Genomic DNA, 18,599 nt, shown 5'->3' on the forward strand with positions numbered 1-18,599 from the left:
TAAACTGTGGTCGAATTCATTTTGAAAGAGTACAATGAAAGAGTAATTACATAAATTATGATGTAAATTTTGGGAGGATTACTAATGTTTAATAAGAAGAAGGATAAGTTTGGTATTCAGTTAGAAGCTATAGCTGAGAATTTAAGTCGCGCATCAGTTGAATTTGGAGAAATGGATTTTGATTCAGATTTCGACTTAAAAGCTTATTCAGATAAAATTAAAGCCTATGAGTCTAATGGTGATGATCTTATGCACCAAATGATTACTGATTTAAATCAAACTTTCATTACACCGATTGAAAGAGAAGACATTTTAGAATTATGTGATGCATTAGATGATGTATTAGATGAAATGGAAGAAACTTCAGCAATGTTTGAAATGTACTCTATCAGTTATTCAGATGAATACATGGCAGAATTCGTGAAAAATATACAAGCAGCAATTAAAGAAATTGAAATCGCTGTAACGTTAGTAGCTGAGAAGAAATTCTCACACATTCGTGTACATTCTATCAACATTAAAGAATATGAAACGAATTGTGATGGTATTTTAAGACAATCAATTAAATATATTTTCAACAGTGAAACAGATCCAGTAACATTAATAAAAATTAAAGATATTTATGAATCTCTTGAAGATGTAGCAGATAAATGTCAATTAGTAGCAAACAAATTAGAACAAATTATTATGAAAAATAGCTAAGGAGTTTTAAAAAATGGATAGTTTACTCATTATTACCGTAGCTATTGTTGTGTGTGCGTTACTTTTTGACTTTATTAATGGTTTCCATGATACAGCCAATGCAATCGCTACAGCAGTATCTACAAAAGCACTTAAACCACGACATGCAATTATTTTAGCAGCGGTTATGAACTTTGTCGGGGCATTAATGGCAACAGGTGTAGCACAAACAATTGCTAAAGATATTGTCGATCCGTTTAAGTTAGAAAATGGTTCAGTCGTTATTTTAGCAGCATTGATTTCTGCTATAGCGTGGAATCTTATTACTTGGTATTTCGGGATTCCAAGTTCATCTTCACATGCATTAATAGGGTCAATTGCAGGTGCAGCTATTGCTTCTGCAGGATTTGGAATATTACATTACCAAGGATTTTCAAAAATTATATTAGCTTTAATTGCATCTCCAATTTTAGCTTTTATCGTTGGTTTCATAGTATATTCTATTTTCAAAGTCGTATTTAAAAATAATAATTTAACAAGAACAAATAGAAACTTTAGATTTATCCAAATTGGTACAGCAGCTTTACAAGCATTCTCACATGGTACAAACGATGCTCAAAAAGCAATGGGTATCATTACAATGGCACTTATTTCAGCTAATATGCAATCTACAACAGATATTGAATTATGGGTTAAAATAAGTTGTGCTACTGCAATGGGACTTGGAACTGCAGTAGGTGGATGGAAAATTATCAAAACAGTTGGTGGAAACATTATGAAAATCCGTCCAGCTAACGGTGTAGCAGCTGACTTATCATCAGCATTCGTTATTTTCGGTGCTACATTCATTCACTTACCAGTATCAACAACACACGTAGTATCTTCATCTATTTTAGGTGTAGGTTCATCACAACGTGTTAAAGGTGTTAAATGGACAACAGCACAAAGAATGATTATTACTTGGATTATAACTTTACCAGTATCAATTATCCTTTCTTTCATCATTTATCATATTTGTGCTTTATTCGTATAATCAATCATCAAAACATCCAACTTATTAACGTTGGATGTTTTTTTGTATGGGAAAATTGAGAAGGGGTAGGAGAAATTTAGTGATAGGTGAATTTTTTGTGGGGAGATGTTCTGAGTTAGGGACAGAATTCTGAGAAATGTCCGTAAGAAGTGTCGTTAGGGACAGAATTCTGAGAAATGTCTCTAAGAAGCGTTGTTAGGGACAGAATTCCGAGAAATGTCCGTAAGAGGTGCTGTTAGGGACAGAATTCCGAGAAATGTCTCTAAGAGGTGTCGTTAGGGACATAATTCTGAGAAATGTCCGTAATGGGTGTCGTTAGGGACAGAATTCCGAGAAATGTCCGTAAATGAGTGCCCATCTAATTACCAGAATTCAGAATAATGGAAGTTAGAGCATTCTAATTACCACAATTCGAAATAATGGAAGTTACAGCATTCTAACTACCAGAATTCAGAATAATGGAAGTTACAGCGTTCTAATTACCAGAATTCGGAATAATGGAAGTTAGAGCATTCTAATTACCAGAATTCGAAATAATGATAATTAGCGCCCAGATAATAAAAACTACCAAACACTAATTTTCTGCATAGAAAAAACCAGTTCGTCTTCTGAACTGGTTTTTTTATTAATGAATATATGAATAGTTATATACTTGAGATGCTGGGACTGTTCTGTAATCTTTAACACCTGGAGGCGTATTATAGTTCATTTCTGAAATTAATAGACTTCCGTCTGCGTTAATAGATTCTACATATGATACGTGACCATATTGTCCAGCTGTAGATTGCATAATTGAACCTACTTCAGGAGTACCGTCTACTCGGAAACCGTCAGCTTGTGCTGCGCCAGCCCAATATTTAGCATCTCCCCAGTATGTGCTGATTGAACTACCAGCTTGTGCTCTGCGATCAAATACGTAATATGTACATTGACCCCAGTCATATAAGTTTTGGTCATTGAATGATTGATTGCCACCTGTTTGAGTAGGTTGTGTGTTATTTGAAGGAGTAGTTGTAGTATCACTACCGCTTCCACCAGCAATTTTTAAAGTTTGACCAGGATAGATAATATAACCTTGTAAATTATTTGATTTCATTAGTTGGTCAACTGTAACACCGTTTTGTTGTGCGATTACTGCTAATGAGTCACCGCTTTTAACTGTGTATGTAGATCCTGAAGTTGCTGTTTCTTGAGAACCGCTTCCTCCCGTAGAACTACTTCCGTTTACAGTAATGACTTGCCCTGGGAAAATCATATTTCCTGAAATATTGTTACTTGATTTCAGTTGATTAACAGATACACCATATTGGTCTGCAATCATCCATAAAGATTCACCATTTTTTACAGTATGTTGAGTTGAAGCTTCGGCGTCGTTATGAGCTGCTATAGCTGCAACACCAGAAACAGCTGTTACTGCGAATGCAAATTTTTTCAAAGGCTTATCCTCCTTAGGTATATATAATATATAAAAACAGAATACTAAAATGAACTTTCTTCTATACACGTAATGGTAACAAAAATAATATTGTATGTACCTGATGTAATCACTTTGTAATAAAAACACAATAATTAATTTTGGATTTTTTACATTGATTGAAGTGCGCTAAAACCGTTGTGAGCGTATCTATATGGAATATGGTAATTTATGTATGTATGATGAATGTTACAAATTATAGAAGACATGACGTTTGATATATAGAGAAATAGCATGTAAAATGTTGGTATTACGTTATAAAAAGGAATGATTAAAGATGAATTATGATAACCAATATGCATCTTATCAACATACAGATACTCATGGTTCAGCCATTAGAAAAACATGGCTATACTTCTTATATTATTGGGTAATCTTTGGAGTTGGGACATATGTAGGTCAATTCGTACCACCTGCATTACATTTACCAATTACAATTGGATTGTTTGTACTCATTATGATTTCATTATTTGTAAAATCGTCTAGAAAATTTGGCGGTTTAATTTCAAATATATATGCATTCTTTATCGGTGTGATTTCATATACGGCCTTTATGTATTATTTAGGCACATTAGGTACACAAGCGTTTTATGGCAATATTGCCTTAGCAATTGGTGCATTTGCTGCTTTTGGTATACTCGGTTACTTTATGATTGATGATGCCTCAGGTTTAGGTAAATATTTATTTGTAACATTAATCGCATTAATCTTCGCAAGCTTATTAGGTATATTCATCCATAATCCTATTTTCCATACAGTGTTATCTGTAATAGGTATTGGACTGTTTCTACTTTATACTGTGTATGATTTTAACCGTATGAAACTAGGGAACTTCTCTCCTAGAGAGATGGGCTTTAATTTGTTTATTAATTTACTCAACATCATCATGCACATTTTAAGACTCGCAAGTATTTTAAAAGATTAAACATAACAAGTCTGAGGCAATCATCGTGTCTCAGACATTTTTTGATTTGTAAACTTTGCCAGATGTAATCATTATTGTATAATAAGTATGTTAAATAACTCACTTGAAAGAGAGATGGAAATATGGGACGTAAATGGAATAATATTAAGGATAAAAAAGCCCAAAAAGACAAAAACACAAGTAGAATCTATGCTAAATTTGGTAGAGAAATATATGTAGCTGCTAAATCAGGTGAACCTGATCCAGAATCAAACCAAAATCTTAAATTTGTATTAGAAAAAGCTAAAACTTATTCTGTTCCTAAACATATTATAGATAGAGCAATTGAAAAAGCTAAAGGCGGATCAGAAGAAAACTTTGATGAATTAAGATATGAAGGTTTCGGTCCAAGTGGTTCAATGCTAATAGTTGATGCATTAACAAATAACGTAAACCGTACAGCAAGTGATGTACGTGCAGCTTTCGGTAAAAATGGCGGTAATATGGGTGTATCAGGCTCAGTTGCTTACATGTTCAACCATACAGCTGTATTCGCATTTAAAGGTAAATCTGCTGATGAAGTTTTCGAACTATTATTAGAAGAAGATTTAGATGTGAGAGATGTTATCGAAGAAGAAGATTTAACAATTGTATACGCAGAACCAGATCAATTTGCACAAGTTCAAAATGTGCTTAAAGCAAATGGCGTAGAAGATTTTGACGTTGCTGAACTTTCAATGTTAGCTCAATCAGAAGTAACATTATCAGAAGAAGACTTACAAACGTTTGAAAAATTAGTCGATGCAATTGAGGATTTAGAAGACGTGCAACAAGTATTCCACAATGTTGACTTGTAATGGAGTGTTTAGATGAATAAAGAGAAATGGATAAGCGCACTCAATTTAATACCACATCCTGAAGGTGGTTTCTATCATGAAACGATTAAATCAGAACATGCTTTAAATGATGGCAACGCGTTATATACAAGTATTTATTTTCTATTAGAAAAAAATAATATTTCGCATTTTCATAGAATAGAATCTGATGAGGTATGGTATTATCATGCAGGACAAACATTGACTGTGCATATGATTTATCCGGATGGACATTATGAAAAAGTTAAAGTCGGTCCAAATGTTGAAGAGGGAGATGTATTACAAGCGCTCGTACCAAAAGGCGTGATATTTGCTTCAACTGTTGAAGGTGACAATGACTATGCACTTGTAGGATGTATGTGTGCACCAGGATTCCAGTTTGAAAAATTTGAACTGTTTACACAGGCTCAATTAATTGAACAGTATCCACAGCATCAAGAAGTAATTGAAAAATATGCTTTCGAAACAATTTAAAGATTAATATAGAGAAATCCCAATCCGAATGAGTCGGATTGGGATTTTTTTGTGAAATTATAGTTCTATGAATAGGCGTCATCACAAGAGAATTAAATGTAAATTATGTAAAATATTGACTTTTCAGAAAACTTTGGTATTCTGATGTTAAATTTAGAAAAAATAGTAAAATATACTAGGGAAAAGCCAAAATTAGTGTTCTTATATGCATAGAATTTTGTTTTTTAGGAGTGGTTACATGGAAAAAATTCAAAATTTTAAAAAAACATTTAATAATGAATTATTATTTGAATTTCCAAATTTAACTTTAAATAAAAATGAAAAAATTGGTATAGTCGGTGACAATGGAGTCGGTAAAACAACATTATTAAATATATTAAGTGGAAAAGATGATAGTGATGAAGGAAATAGAAAATTAAGCGGCTATATATATCATTTAAATCAAATAGATTATAAATATAGAGATAGATCATTAGGGCAATCTAAAAAGAAACAAATATTTGAAAATGATATTTTTAGTGGTAAATATAATGCTTTATTATTAGACGAACCAACAAATCATTTAGATTATAAAGCAATTCAGAGTTTAATTGACAAAATAACCAAGTATGATGGTTTAGTAATTGTAATCAGTCATAATATTGAATTTATGAATGAAATATGTGAAAAAATTATTGAAATAGAAAATAAAAAGGTGAATATATATGAAGGTAACTATAGTAAATATAAAAAAATAAAAGAAGAAAGTAAGGATTTCATTAGTAATGAAAACAAAAAAAGAAATAATGAGATAGAAAAGTTGAAAAAAATATATGATTTTAAAAAGTCGATTGCAGAAAAAAGCCATAGAAAGAGTAAAGAAAAAAAGCATGATACTCATAGAAATGCTAAGGGATATTTGGGTGGTAAAGCTAAAAAAATGAGTAAGAATGCAGAAGCTGTAAAAAAAAGAATAGATTCGATAGAACTACTTGAGGAACATAAAAATAATCAAATTTCATTTGTAATTGATGAATCCAATAAAAAGTATAAGAAAGCGTTTAATTTTATAAACTGCAATTATAAAGATAAGAAAAATCAAATAGTGAAAGTAGACAACTTTTATATAGAGAGGGGAGATAAAGTAGTAATTTATGGGGCAAATGGTTCAGGGAAGACTACTCTACTCGAAAAATTATATAATAGAAATTCACTGATAAACGGAGATTTTAAGGTTGCAAATGATGAAGTATATTTTATACCTCAAGATTTATCTTTTACAAATGAATCTCAATCAATTGAAGAATATTTAAGTAAATATTATGTTGATGATGTAAAAATGAAAAATAATTTTTACAACCTTTTTTTTAATCATAATAAAATCAAGCAAAGTTTAAAAACACTTTCTGGAGGGGAAAAATTAAAAATACATTTGTTAAGAGTTATAAGTGGCAATGTAGGTATTTTATTATTAGATGAACCGACCAATAATTTGGATATTAATTCAGTTGAGTATTTAGAAAAAGCTTTGAAAGAATATAATGGTACTCTTTTATTTGTTTCTCATGATAGTCATTTTGCTAAAGAAATTGCAAATAAAGAAATAAAGATAGAGGATAATAAAGTCATGTATCAAAATAAAAGGTTAGAAAGTTCTTTGAATGATGAATTATTATCATTAGAGTTAAAGAAAAGTAATTTGATATTTACTATTGGAAGACTAAAAGATAAAGGAGAGAGCGTGAGTGATTTAGAAGAAAGATTAGTTGAAATTGAGAGAAAAATAAAAGAGAGGGGATAGCTTTCATAATCACTTTGAAAGTAGTAAATTTCCAGTCAAAATAAAGTTTTCAATTTAAATGAAACGCTATAGAGGAAATAGACACAAAAAACCACCCATTATAAGGGTGGTTTTTTGCGGAATTATAGTTCTCCGTATATTTCTTTAGCAGTTTCGATGACATAAGATAATTTACGCCATTGCTCATCTTCAGATAAGATGTTACCTTCTTCTGTTGAAGCGAAACCACATTGAGGGCTTAAGCATAATTGATCTTTTGAAACGTATTTTGTTGCTTCGTCTAAACGATCAAGAATATTTTGTTTGTCTTCAAGTTCACCAGTTTTTGATGTGAATAAACCTAATACAATATATGCATCGTTTCTATCAAAGTGTCTTAATGGTTCAAAGTCTCCTGAACGATTGTCATCGTATTCTAAGAAGAAACCTTGTAGCTTTTCAGTGAATAGTTCTTTCGCAATTGGTTCATAACCACCCGTAATTGCCCATGATGATTGATAGTTACCACGACAAATATGAGTTGTAATCAATAAGTCTTCTGGTAAATCAGCTAATGCATCATTGACAACTTTTGCTGCTAGTTTGATAGCTTCTGCTTTTTCTTCTTCAGAACGCTCTCTATTTTTAATTAATTGTTTTGTTGCTGCTAATCCAGCCCAATATACATCGTCAATTTGTAAATAGCGACAACCTAATTCATAGAATTTAAGAATAGATTGACGATAAGCTTCTGAAACATCTTTCGCATATTCATAAATATCTGGATAGATTTCATGGTTTAATATGTTTGGATGGAATAACTGGTTTGGGCTCGGTATAGATACTTTACTTACAGCTCTTCCGTTTACTTGCTTATGTAAATAATCAAAATGTGCGAAGTGAGGGTGATCTGGGTTGTATTGGACTTTTCCTACAACTCTTACGTCATGTTTTTTAGTCTCTACGCCATTAAATGTTAAACCAATTTCTGGTTCATAATCTTCTACGCCTGTTAAATTTTCTAAGAAATCAAAGTGCCAATATGAACGTCTGAATTCACCGTCTGTAATACTCTTCAGTCCGACTTCTAATTGTTTTTCAATAATCTTATCGATTTCTTGATCTTCAACTTTCTTTAAATCTTCTTGTGTAATCGTACCTTCTGAAAATTGTTGACGAGCTTTCTTTAAAGGCTCAGTTCTTAGTAAACTACCTACATGGTCGGCACGGAAAGGTCTTAATTGTTCTGTCAATTTACTTCACTCCTGTTTATATACTCTAAAAATTCTGAAAAATTCAATATTAATTAAAAATACCAAAGTAATACATCGATGTCAATTTAGTTTTGATATAATAAATAAAAAGGAGGGGATTAAACACTTGGCTAATAAAAAGAAAAATATCAAAAAGAAAAGTCAGTCTGTAAAAAGAAAAAAGAAAAATGATAAATCAAAGCGTAAAAATAAAAAGCAATATATTTATGGATTCCTTTTATTGATTATTGGAATTGTGATAGCTATGAGTATTTATCATGTGTTTAAACCTTTACCACATGGCGTTTCAAAAGTGAGTTCAGAAACAATGACAGACCATGTGGAACTATTAACAGATGTCACTTATAAAAACGGGAATAAGATGCAGTACAATCAAGAAATATTTGATAAAGTAAATGAGACGATTAAAGAAGCGGATGATTTTATTATTATGGATATGTTCTTATTTAATCATTATCAAACGGGAGACAAGACTTATCCAAAAATATCTCAACGTCTTACACAATCATTAATTGATAAGAAAAAAGAAAACCCAGATATGAGAATTATTGTGATTACAGACCCACTTAATTCATTCTACGGTTCATACACGCCAGATCATATTAAGGATTTAAAAGCCAATAATATAGATGTTTACTATACAAATCTTAATGAATTAAGAGATTCTAACCCGATTTATTCAGGCATGTATCGTACATTTTTCCAATGGTTTGGTAATAGTGAAAATGGTAAATTAAGTAATCCATTAAGCCCTGAAGCACCAGACGTTACAGTTAGAGGTTATTTAAATATTTTAAATATGAAAGCAAATCATAGAAAGACTTTAGTTACAGAAAAACATGGCATGATCTTATCTAGTAATCCACATGATCCTAGTGGCTATCATCAAAATGTTGGTGTTAGAGTATCAGGTCCAATTCAAAATGCAATTATTAAATCAGAAATTGCAGTTGCGAATATGAGTGGGGGTCGATACTCACCAAGTGATTTCAAAATTAAAAACAATAGCTGGAATGATAACGCCAAGTATAGTGTGCAATTAGCGACTGAAGGGAAAATTAAAGATCAAGTCATTCAAAATATTAAAAAAGCACAATCTAAAGACCATATTTCAATAGGTATGTTTTATCTTTCAGACAGAGATGTGATTGATGAATTAATTAAAGCTTCTAAAAGAAATGTGGATATCAAACTGATACTTGATATAAATAAAGAAGCATTTGGTAAAGAAAAGCCAGGCGTACCAAATAAGCCGGTTGCAAGTGAATTGATCAATCGCTCAAAAGGAAGCATTAAAGTAAGATGGGCTCGTTCAAATGGCGAACAATATCATTCTAAATATATGTTGTTTGAGCAAAATGAAAACAATCGTGCCACGATGATATTAGGTTCATCCAATTTAACAAGAAGAAATATTGGAGACTATAATTTAGAATCAGATATTATCATTAAAGGTAAACAAAATGATGCAGCCTTTAAAAAATTATCCAATAACTTTAAACAATCTTGGAATAATAGTGAACACGATATGACTGCACAATATGATGAATTCAAAGACGAAGCACTATGGAAAAAAGTATTATATAGAATTCAAGAAAGTACAGGTTTATCAAGCTTTTAACAGTATATAAAAAAGACATTCATCGTGAAGGTGAATGTCTTTTTTTGGATGAGACTGAATATTAGGGTGTACCGCACGAAGACTCGTAGATATCGTGCGCTAGGGTACAAAATAAGTGTGTACCGCACGAAGACTCGTAGATATCGTGCGCTAGGGTACAAAATAAGTGTGTACCGCACGAAGACTCGGAGATATCGTGCGCTAGGGCACAAAATAAGGGTATAACGCACGAAGACTCGGAGATATCGTGCGCTAGAGTACAAAATAAGTGTGTACCGCACGAAGACTCGGAGATATCGTGCGCTAGGGCACAAAATAAGGGTATAACGCACGAAGAGTCGGAGATATCGTGCGCTAGGGCACAAAATAAGGGTATAACGCACGAAGAGTCGGAGATATCGTGCGCTAGAGTACAAAATAAGGGTGTACCGCACGAAGACTGAGAGATATCGTGTCCTTATCTATTAATCTTAATAATATTCCGATACATAATATCTGCCATTTTTTCTGGTTTTTCTACACATCCGTTTTTTAGCCAACTATAAATGGTAGCGATTTGTCCGCCGACTGTATAGTCAAGGAAGAAATTGACGTCTTGAAGTGTACCTATTCGTGTAATCAATTTTTCAAATCTTAGTTTAATGAGTTTGATAAAGCTGATGATCAGTTCTTTTTCTGGGTGGACAACGAAGACGCTTGTGAAAAACCTCTGATGTCTTGATATGTAATAAAAGACATTCGTAAAGTACTGTTTAACATACTTTCTTCTTTTATCGGGGTTTTCAAGGATAGATTGTTCTATATTATCCATTAAAGTTTCATAGTTCGTCATATGAAATTGTTTGATTTCTTCATACGTTTCATATTTATCTTTAAAATGTGCGTAAAATGTTGAACGATTGATACCACATTCTGCACATAACATTTTTATTGTGATTTCATCAAAATGATAATGTTCTAATAAGTAAACCATATTACTTATGATTAGTTGTCTCGCATGTTTTTTCATAGGTCACCTCGAATAAATACATACCTAATATTTTAACAAAAAGCCGTTCAAAGATACATTCATATACCATTTAAATATGTAGATATTATGAATAATTATCTGATTTTTCCGCCATCTTAACCCGACAAACTTATTTAATTTGTTGGTTTAAATCATGATTCCAGAGCCGTATAATGAATAAATCATTGAAATTTGGAGGAAATAAAGTAATGAAAAAAATAGTGCTTGTAAATGTTATCACTATAATAATTTTAGTGGCTATCGGCCTAGTAGGATTCCATTATTATAGTGAAGCAACAGATTATGTAAAAACAGAAAATGCAAAAGTTGACGGTGAGCAAATCAAAATTGCTAGCCCAGTATCAGGTAACTTAACAAGCTTCGACGCTAAAGAAGGTAAAACTTATGACAAAGGCGACAAAATCGGAGAAGTAGCTGGTAAAGGTGAAGATGGACAGTCTCAAGAAATGGACATTAAAGCACCATCTAAAAGTACAATCGTAAAAACTTCTGCAACAGAAAACAGTTTAGTTCAAGCTGGATCACCAATCGCATATGCATATAACTTTGATGATTTATATGTAACAGCAAACATTGACGATACAGATGTAGAAGATGTTGAAAAAGGACAAGCTGTTGACGTGTATATCGACGGACAAGAAGCTAGTGTTAAAGGTAAAGTGTCTCAAGTTGGATTAGCAACTGCATCAAGTTTCTCATTGATGCCTTCATCAAATAGTAATGGAAACTATACAAAGGTGACACAAGTTGTTCCAGTGAAAATCACATTTGATTCTAAGCCATCAACAAATGTTGTTCCAGGAATGAATGTTGAAGTTCGAATCCACAAGAATTAAGGAGGGTGTATTATGACATCAACCTTTACGGTGGCTTATATAATTGTAGCAATCCTATTATGGATTGGAATTAATGCATTTGTTTTAAAACGCAAAAAAAGTAAATCAGTTTCTAAGCAAGTAACTGATGAAACAACAGAGAACAAAGAAACACAATTGAAATCAAAAGATGATAATATCAATCATCAACCAGAACGTTCACATATTGAAAAAATGGAAGCTGAACATAAGTCATCTGACTCAGAGATGAACGAAACGACTTCTAACAAAATGTCTTCTGAAGAGCATGATAAAGAATCAGGTGAATCACATGAGCATACTGAATTATCTGATCGTGGTATGGAATTAAACGAAGACGAACCAATTAATGAACAAATTAAGAAAAATCATGTCAATTTCGTATATGGCAAAGGTATTTCAAGAAACAAAATTTTAGTTGCGATGATGTTTGGTATGTTTATAGCTATTTTAAACCAAACATTATTAAATGTTGCTTTACCGGTTATTAACAATGAGTTCAGTATTTCAGCGTCTACAGGACAATGGTTAATGACAGGATTTATGTTAGTGAATGGTATCTTAATACCAATCAGTGCATTTCTAATAAGTAAATATTCATACAGAAGACTATTTCTTATAGCAATGACGTTGTTTACAGTTGGATCAATTATATGTGCTTTATCATTTAACTTCCCAATGATGATGACAGGTCGTGTTATCCAAGCAGTTGGTGCAGGTGTGTTAATGCCATTAGGTTCAAATGTATTTATGACAATATTCCCACCAGAAAAACGTGGTGCGGCAATGGGTACTTTAGGTATTGCATTTATTCTTGCACCAGCAATCGGACCGACATTATCAGGTTGGATCGTACAAAACTATCATTGGAATGTCATGTTCTATGGTATGTTTGCAATTGGTTTAGTTGCAATATTTATTAGTTTCTTCTGGTTTAGAATTTATCAAAAAACTTCTAATCCAAAACCAGACGTTCAAGGTATTATCTATAGTACTTTAGGATTTGGATTATTGCTTTATGGATTTAGTGAAGCGGGTAACGATGGTTGGACTTCATTAACAGTATTATTATCATTGATTATCGGTGTAATCTTCACAGCATTATTTGTTATTCGTGAAGTGAGAATGAAAAATCCAATGCTTGATATGTCAGCATTAAAATATTCAGGCTTTACATTGACTACGATCATTAACGTTATCGTAACAATGAGTTTATTCGGTGGTATGATCTTATTACCAATCTATCTACAGAATTTACGTGGTTTCACACCACTAGATTCAGGGTTATTACTATTACCAGGTTCACTTATAATGGGCTTCATGGGTCCTATAGCTGGTAAAATGTTAGACTCATTTGGTATTAAACCACTCGCTTTAATTGGTTTAACAATTATGACATTTGCTACTTGGGAATTGACACAGTTAAATATGGATACGCCATATACAACAATACTTGTTATTTATATTGTCCGTTCATTTGGTATGAGTTTCATCATGATGCCAATTATGACAGCAGGTATGAATTCATTACCACAACGATTAATTCCGCATGGTAATGCAATTAGTAATACGGTAAGACAATTAGCAGGGTCAATCGGTACAGCCATTCTTGTTACAGTAATGACTCAAAATACGACATCACATTTAGCAAATATGTCAGATAATATGGATTCAACAAATCCTATGATCCAAGAACAAATTAAAGCTTTGTCAGATTCTGTTGGCGGTCAAGAAGCAGGTACAACTGCACTATTTACTTACTTCAATAAACTTGCAACAGTTCAAGGTATTAACGATGCATTCTGGATTGCAACATTATTCAGTGTGATTGCTTTAATTTTAAGTTTATTCTTAAAAGGTAAATCTCATTATTTATCAAATGAATAGTAAGAACTCCTAGATATAAAAATATAATTTCATTTTGTATTTTTAAATTATATATTAATGTTTAATTGTTTAAACACTACAAGAAACAGTGAAGTTTCTTGTAGTGTTTTTTTAGAATAGTAATTTAATTTATGAAATTCTATATTGAATGCTTTGAATTAGACATGGTTTTTTATATAATGTAAAAAAGGAGTTGGTAACTTATGAAAGTTAAGTATATTGACAAACGTCATTGGCGACGTCTCCTTAATCGCGAATATAAAGAAGTTGTATTGGACACCAATCATTTTAAAGGGCTAGTTGGATTAGTAACAATGGTACAAGTAAAAGAGCCTTTACAAGTAAATGTGGTCGGCAGGGAAATTACAGTTGCGGATAATGGATATAAGTGGATGCAAATCTTACCTGAAAAGAAGCCATATAGTATCACTGTAATGTACGATAAACAGAATAAACCAGTACAATACTATTTTGATGTGAATTTGAGGAATATCACACAACTTGGCAATGCTAGAACATTAGATTTATGTCTTGATGTATTAGTGATACCGAAGTCGGGTGAATATGAACTTGTTGATGAAGATGATTTAGAAAGAATGCTCAAAGAGAAGAAAATATCCAAAGCCCAATTCCATAAGGCATATGTTACAGCTCATGAAATTATGTTTAAATTAGAGACGGATTTCAAAGGAATTGAAAAGAAAATCAGATATTGTTTTCACGAAATTATGAATGCGAAGTGATTGAACTACAATGTTATGGCATATTTCTATATAAAAACGAGGAATCCCTTTAAAGATGGAATTCCCCGTTTTTTTATTATAGGAAGATTAGCGCAAGTATGATTGCTAATGGACCTACGATGAAACAATATTTACTAAAGATACCTAATTGACCACGTTCCATAATACCTTGTAACCATTTTAGAGAGAAATAACTTGCTACAAGAGATGCAATAAATGCAAATACATATGAAATCATCAATGATGTATCGGGTGGAGTTTCAACAATATCTTTAATACCAAGTAAAGCTGTACCCAAACTTACAGGAATATATAGTAAGAATGAGAATTTAAATGCTGTTTTTTGGTTCATACCTACACCTAATGCACCAACAATCGTTGCACCACTTCTACTTAGTCCAGGTACTAACGCAACTGCTTGAAATAGACCGACGATAATAGCGTCTTTAAGAGACAAATCTTTTTCAAGTTTTTGACCACGTTTATTCTTAATAAACCACAATGCGATACCAGTGACGATAAGCATGATACCTACCATAATCACACTTTTAGTATCCCCGATAATATCTTTAAAGATTATACCTAGAACACCTGCAGGAATCGTTGCAATGACTAAGTACATCGCAAGTTGGAAATTTTTCTTAATCGATTCGGTACGGTCACCTTTAATATATTTAAGTGTATCAACAATAAGCGTGATAATATCTTTTCTAAATAAGATAAGCACGGCAATTAATGAAGCGGTATTCACAACAATTTCAAATGTTAAACCGTCCGTATGTAATCCTAAAAATTCTTGTGCCATCACAAGGTGTCCACTTGAAGAAACCGGAATTGGTTCAGTTATACCTTGAAGTAACCCAAGAAAAACATATTTAATAATTTCTATAATAAGCATGATATGATCCTTCCTATTTAATATACATGCTCAACTATAACGAATTATGAATCGACTTTCAATTTATGAAATAAAAAAATTTATATTTCGGTCTAAAGTTGTAGGCGTGGTCGTGTAGGCAAATCGTGTTATAATATAATGAAAGTAAGGAGTGTGTGTCAATTGAAAGTAGACGATTATAAGTTACTGGTAACATTAGAAGACGTAAAGACATTAAGGAAAGCAGCAGACATTCTCTATATATCTCAGCCGGCAGTGAGTCAAAGGTTAAAAACAATTGAAAACTTTTTCGGTATAGATATTTTTATAAGAACAAAGAAGCAATTGATAACAACAAATGAAGGTTCACTAGTGATTGAGCACGCTCGAAAAATGTTAAAAGAAGAACGTTTATTATTAGATAAAATCAGTTCTAAAATAGGCGAAGTAAATGGTAGCATTTCAATAGGTGTATCTTCATTAATCGGACAGACTATTCTCCCACAAGTATTAGGAGAATACACGCACTTATATCCTAATGTGGATATACAGTTACAAATCGGTTCAAGTGAACACATTAAACAATATCAGAATGACTTTCACATCATGGTTGTAAGAGGAAACGAAGTCATGAATGTTCAAAATGATCTCCTACTTAATGAACAGCATTACTTTATATATCCTAAAAATAGAAAACAAGATCTACACCTTTTACCAATGATCGAGTTTCAAGCAGAACCTATCTACTTAAAACAAATAGAAGAGTGGTATTCAGATTACTTACAACAAGAATATCATGCACTCATTAAAGTCGATCAAATCGCTACATGTAAAGCATTACTATTAAATGGTGTAGGTGTAACAGTCTTACCTGAACTCGTTATAGGTGATATCGATACAGATAAATTTGAAATCAAGAAATTGAATGTCATGCGTAAACCACTGACAAGGTCTACATATATATGTTATGAACATAACGTATTACAATTACCACAAGTGAAATCATTCATAGAAGTCTTAAAGAACTATATTAATCAGCTTGAAATAGGTAAAAAATAAGCAGAAAAGAAATCTTTACGGATTTCTTTTCTGCTTTCGTTATATTGATTTTTATGACAGACGTTTTCTCAACTTCATAAATATTTCGCGGGTTTCATCATTAATCGCGTCATGATTTAAAATATTGTCGATACGCTGTAGATTTTTACTATCTTTAAATCGTGTTTCGTTCAATTCATAAATCGATAGTTTAGGCTCAGTTTGCTCAATTAATCTCATATTGTCATTCTGTGAAACGTATCCTTCTTTTAATACTCTGAAGTAACAGCCTGTTCGATAACTATCAGCCATGCGTTTAACTAAATCTTTAATGCCATATCGTTGTGCAATTGTAGCGCAAGGTTGTCTTGGACATGAAACTTGAATAATCGCTTCACCAAGTTCGTAAGTGTCACCAATGTTTAAATCTTCTTCTGTTAAACCTGAAACGGTTATATTCTCTCCGAAAATTGCATACTTTGGTAACAAATCAATAATGTCATCCCAATATGCGTAGTTATCTTTGCTGTAAAAACAGAGTGCTTTTTCAGGTCCACCATGTCCTTTGTATTGCTGTTCGTCTTCAACAAAGCCTGTATGTGTTAAGTACATCTTATCTTTAAAAGGTTCTTTGAAAATGGCAGTCTTTTTTGATTTTTGATCGCTAAATGTGATATTGGCAATTTTTCCGACTGATATATAATCTACTTTGTAATTCACTAGAATGACTCCTTTTTACAATATTTAATAATGATTTTACCGGTTAATGTGAATTATAGCAATAAAGCATTGACGTAGCAGAGGATAAGCTTTAAAGTACAAGCATATAATAAAATATAGGAAGTTGTGAATTCATGTTTTTGAAATTATTTCAAATAAAAAATTATAAACTCTTTACAGCAAATATGGGTTTACTTGGTATGGCAGTTGCGATTACTGTTCCATTCCTAGTGTTGTATGCGACGCAACATTTAGGCATGACGAAAGGACAATATGGGTTGTTAATGGCGCTTGCAGCAGGGGCATCATTTACAGTGAACTCTATTGTTGCTAGATTTTCAGATAGTGGCAAAATTAATCGTAAATATCTTATCATTACCGCACTTATTATGGGTGCACTATGTTTCTCCATTTATTTCTACATACATACTATTTGGGTGTTCATTGCACTTTACGCAATGTTCCAAGGTTTAGCTGCACCAGCAATGCCTCAAATGTATGCCTCAGCACGTGAATCAATTAATGAATCAGCTTATAAAGATAGAAGTATATTTGCTAATACAGTTCTACGTTCTACATTTTCATTAGGATTTTTATTTGGTCCTTTAATTGGGACAGTATTGTTAAGTGCTTTTGGATATGATGGATTGTTTGGTGGAACGGTGGCACTATTTTTAACAGTTTTAGTATTATTAATTATATTTTATAAAGAACCGAAGAAAGTTATTAAAAATGCTATCGGTAATTTTACTGAAAAGAAAGCACCAAACTTAATGAAAGAACCGACATTATTAATACCATTTCTAGCATTCATTTTGTTACATGTCGGTCAGTGGATGTACACGCTGAATATGCCATTATATGTAACAGAATATCTTAAAGACAATGAATCACATGTCGGCTATTTAGCAAGTTTATGTGCGGGCTTAGAAGTTCCGTTTATGATTATACTTGGTATTATTGCAAGTAAGTTCAAAACAAAAACATTACTAATGGTTGGATCTATTTTTGGATTCGGTTATTACTTTAGCATCGGGGTGTTTGATAGTTTCGTCGCAATGTTGATAGGACAACTCGCATTAGCATTCTTCTTAGCTATTTTACTCGGTTTAGGTATTAGTTATTTTCAAGATATTTTACCAGAATTTCCAGGATACGCATCAACATTATTTGCCAATGCAATGGTAATCGGTCAGTTAGGTGGAAATTTATTAGGTGGTATTATGAGTGATCTCGTTGGACTAGGCAATGTATTCTTTGTTTCAAGTTTATCAATAGCAGTAGCATTTGTATTACTTATATTCACAGTAGAACATACGACACATAACGAAACTAAAGTAAGTTAGGAGATATAA

17 protein-coding genes are annotated in these 18,599 nt (G+C 32.2%); 12 read left to right on the forward strand and 5 right to left on the reverse strand.

Annotated elements, in window-relative coordinates; translation table 11 throughout:
• The first annotated feature begins 84 nt into the window (after positions 1-84).
• Both LQ617_RS11270 and LQ617_RS11275 read left to right on the forward strand, forming a co-directional pair.
• Positions 85-702 (forward strand): DUF47 domain-containing protein, encoded by a 618-nt coding sequence (locus LQ617_RS11270; protein WP_037590003.1) that lies wholly within the window; start codon positions 85-87, stop codon positions 700-702.
• 13 nt (positions 703-715) lie between these two features.
• Entirely contained in the window at positions 716-1,714 is a 999-nt protein-coding gene (locus LQ617_RS11275) for an inorganic phosphate transporter (RefSeq protein WP_037590001.1), read from the forward strand.
• Positions 1,715-2,339: 625 nt separating this feature from the next.
• On the opposite strand, the gene LQ617_RS11280 is transcribed toward LQ617_RS11275, so the two are convergent.
• Entirely contained in the window at positions 2,340-3,149 is an 810-nt protein-coding gene (locus LQ617_RS11280) for a LysM peptidoglycan-binding domain-containing protein (protein WP_037589999.1), read from the reverse strand.
• 316 nt (positions 3,150-3,465) lie between these two features.
• On the opposite strand from LQ617_RS11280, the gene LQ617_RS11285 reads away from it, so the two are divergent.
• The 4 genes from LQ617_RS11285 to LQ617_RS11300 all read left to right on the forward strand — a co-directional run bounded on the left by LQ617_RS11285 (position 3,466) and on the right by LQ617_RS11300 (position 7,221).
• Positions 3,466-4,113 carry a Bax inhibitor-1/YccA family protein gene (locus tag LQ617_RS11285; RefSeq protein WP_037589997.1) on the forward strand — a complete coding sequence of 216 codons (648 nt, stop codon included), beginning with the start codon at positions 3,466-3,468 and terminating at the stop codon, positions 4,111-4,113.
• Between the two features lie 122 nt (positions 4,114-4,235).
• Positions 4,236-4,949 carry a YebC/PmpR family DNA-binding transcriptional regulator gene (locus tag LQ617_RS11290; RefSeq protein WP_048541255.1) on the forward strand — a complete coding sequence of 238 codons (714 nt, stop codon included), beginning with the start codon at positions 4,236-4,238 and terminating at the stop codon, positions 4,947-4,949.
• A gap of 12 nt (positions 4,950-4,961) precedes the next feature.
• On the forward strand, positions 4,962-5,441 hold the full coding sequence (locus tag LQ617_RS11295; protein WP_025907371.1) for a cupin domain-containing protein: 480 nt from the start codon (positions 4,962-4,964) through the stop codon (positions 5,439-5,441).
• Between the two features lie 238 nt (positions 5,442-5,679).
• The gene (locus tag LQ617_RS11300; RefSeq protein WP_185805831.1) at positions 5,680-7,221 is read left to right on the forward strand and encodes an ATP-binding cassette domain-containing protein; all 1,542 of its coding nucleotides are present in this window, start codon (positions 5,680-5,682) and stop codon (positions 7,219-7,221) included.
• Positions 7,222-7,343: 122 nt separating this feature from the next.
• On the opposite strand, the gene LQ617_RS11305 is transcribed toward LQ617_RS11300, so the two are convergent.
• On the reverse strand, positions 7,344-8,453 hold the full coding sequence (locus LQ617_RS11305) for a 5-methyltetrahydropteroyltriglutamate--homocysteine S-methyltransferase (RefSeq protein ID WP_037589994.1): 1,110 nt from the start codon (positions 8,451-8,453) through the stop codon (positions 7,344-7,346).
• A 127-nt stretch (positions 8,454-8,580) separates the two neighbouring features.
• On the opposite strand from LQ617_RS11305, the gene LQ617_RS11310 reads away from it, so the two are divergent.
• Positions 8,581-10,095: a phospholipase D family protein gene (locus LQ617_RS11310; RefSeq protein ID WP_239740437.1), complete on the forward strand. Its 1,515-nt coding sequence runs from the start codon at positions 8,581-8,583 to the stop codon at positions 10,093-10,095.
• 457 nt (positions 10,096-10,552) lie between these two features.
• On the opposite strand, the gene LQ617_RS11315 is transcribed toward LQ617_RS11310, so the two are convergent.
• Positions 10,553-11,104 carry a TetR/AcrR family transcriptional regulator gene (locus LQ617_RS11315; RefSeq protein ID WP_025907366.1) on the reverse strand — a complete coding sequence of 184 codons (552 nt, stop codon included), beginning with the start codon at positions 11,102-11,104 and terminating at the stop codon, positions 10,553-10,555.
• Between the two features lie 209 nt (positions 11,105-11,313).
• On the opposite strand from LQ617_RS11315, the gene LQ617_RS11320 reads away from it, so the two are divergent.
• The 3 genes from LQ617_RS11320 (at position 11,314) to LQ617_RS11330 (ending at position 14,609) form a co-directional block, all read left to right on the forward strand.
• The gene (locus LQ617_RS11320) at positions 11,314-11,961 is read left to right on the forward strand and encodes an HlyD family secretion protein (protein WP_037589989.1); all 648 of its coding nucleotides are present in this window, start codon (positions 11,314-11,316) and stop codon (positions 11,959-11,961) included.
• A gap of 12 nt (positions 11,962-11,973) precedes the next feature.
• On the forward strand, positions 11,974-13,866 hold the full coding sequence (locus tag LQ617_RS11325; protein WP_239740438.1) for a DHA2 family efflux MFS transporter permease subunit: 1,893 nt from the start codon (positions 11,974-11,976) through the stop codon (positions 13,864-13,866).
• A gap of 203 nt (positions 13,867-14,069) precedes the next feature.
• Complete coding sequence (locus LQ617_RS11330; RefSeq protein ID WP_025907360.1) at positions 14,070-14,609, forward strand: ribonuclease FAU-1 family protein; 540 nt, start codon at positions 14,070-14,072, stop codon at positions 14,607-14,609.
• Positions 14,610-14,685: 76 nt separating this feature from the next.
• Here LQ617_RS11330 and LQ617_RS11335 read toward each other — a convergent pair whose 3' ends face one another.
• The gene (locus tag LQ617_RS11335; protein ID WP_037589984.1) at positions 14,686-15,507 is read right to left on the reverse strand and encodes an undecaprenyl-diphosphate phosphatase; all 822 of its coding nucleotides are present in this window, start codon (positions 15,505-15,507) and stop codon (positions 14,686-14,688) included.
• A 162-nt stretch (positions 15,508-15,669) separates the two neighbouring features.
• Between LQ617_RS11335 and LQ617_RS11340 the strand changes: the two genes are divergently transcribed.
• Complete coding sequence (locus LQ617_RS11340; protein ID WP_025907355.1) at positions 15,670-16,545, forward strand: LysR family transcriptional regulator; 876 nt, start codon at positions 15,670-15,672, stop codon at positions 16,543-16,545.
• Between the two features lie 51 nt (positions 16,546-16,596).
• On the opposite strand, the gene LQ617_RS11345 is transcribed toward LQ617_RS11340, so the two are convergent.
• Positions 16,597-17,244, reverse strand: a complete 648-nt coding sequence (locus tag LQ617_RS11345) for an MOSC domain-containing protein (protein WP_196308151.1) — start codon at positions 17,242-17,244, stop codon at positions 16,597-16,599.
• 134 nt (positions 17,245-17,378) lie between these two features.
• On the opposite strand from LQ617_RS11345, the gene LQ617_RS11350 reads away from it, so the two are divergent.
• Positions 17,379-18,590 (forward strand): sugar efflux transporter, encoded by a 1,212-nt coding sequence (locus LQ617_RS11350; RefSeq protein ID WP_025907351.1) that lies wholly within the window; start codon positions 17,379-17,381, stop codon positions 18,588-18,590.
• Positions 18,591-18,599: the final 9 nt, after the last annotated feature.

The organism is Mammaliicoccus sp. P-M59, from assembly GCF_022386135.1.
Lineage (GTDB): Bacteria > Bacillota > Bacilli > Staphylococcales > Staphylococcaceae > Mammaliicoccus > Mammaliicoccus sciuri_A.

Excerpts from the sequence above, each read along its gene's own strand:
- LQ617_RS11270 (WP_037590003.1), top strand. The coding sequence starts at position 85 with ATGTTTAATAAGAAGAAGGATAAGTTTGGTATTCAGTTAGAAGCTATA.
- LQ617_RS11275 (WP_037590001.1), top strand. The coding sequence starts at position 716 with ATGGATAGTTTACTCATTATTACCGTAGCTATTGTTGTGTGTGCGTTA.
- LQ617_RS11285 (WP_037589997.1), top strand. The coding sequence starts at position 3,466 with ATGAATTATGATAACCAATATGCATCTTATCAACATACAGATACTCAT.
- LQ617_RS11290 (WP_048541255.1), top strand. The coding sequence starts at position 4,236 with ATGGGACGTAAATGGAATAATATTAAGGATAAAAAAGCCCAAAAAGAC.
- LQ617_RS11295 (WP_025907371.1), top strand. The coding sequence starts at position 4,962 with ATGAATAAAGAGAAATGGATAAGCGCACTCAATTTAATACCACATCCT.
- LQ617_RS11300 (WP_185805831.1), top strand. The coding sequence starts at position 5,680 with ATGGAAAAAATTCAAAATTTTAAAAAAACATTTAATAATGAATTATTA.
- LQ617_RS11315 (WP_025907366.1), bottom strand. The coding sequence starts at position 11,104 with ATGAAAAAACATGCGAGACAACTAATCATAAGTAATATGGTTTACTTA.
- LQ617_RS11320 (WP_037589989.1), top strand. The coding sequence starts at position 11,314 with ATGAAAAAAATAGTGCTTGTAAATGTTATCACTATAATAATTTTAGTG.
- LQ617_RS11325 (WP_239740438.1), top strand. The coding sequence starts at position 11,974 with ATGACATCAACCTTTACGGTGGCTTATATAATTGTAGCAATCCTATTA.
- LQ617_RS11330 (WP_025907360.1), top strand. The coding sequence starts at position 14,070 with ATGAAAGTTAAGTATATTGACAAACGTCATTGGCGACGTCTCCTTAAT.
- LQ617_RS11335 (WP_037589984.1), bottom strand. The coding sequence starts at position 15,507 with ATGCTTATTATAGAAATTATTAAATATGTTTTTCTTGGGTTACTTCAA.
- LQ617_RS11350 (WP_025907351.1), top strand. The coding sequence starts at position 17,379 with ATGTTTTTGAAATTATTTCAAATAAAAAATTATAAACTCTTTACAGCA.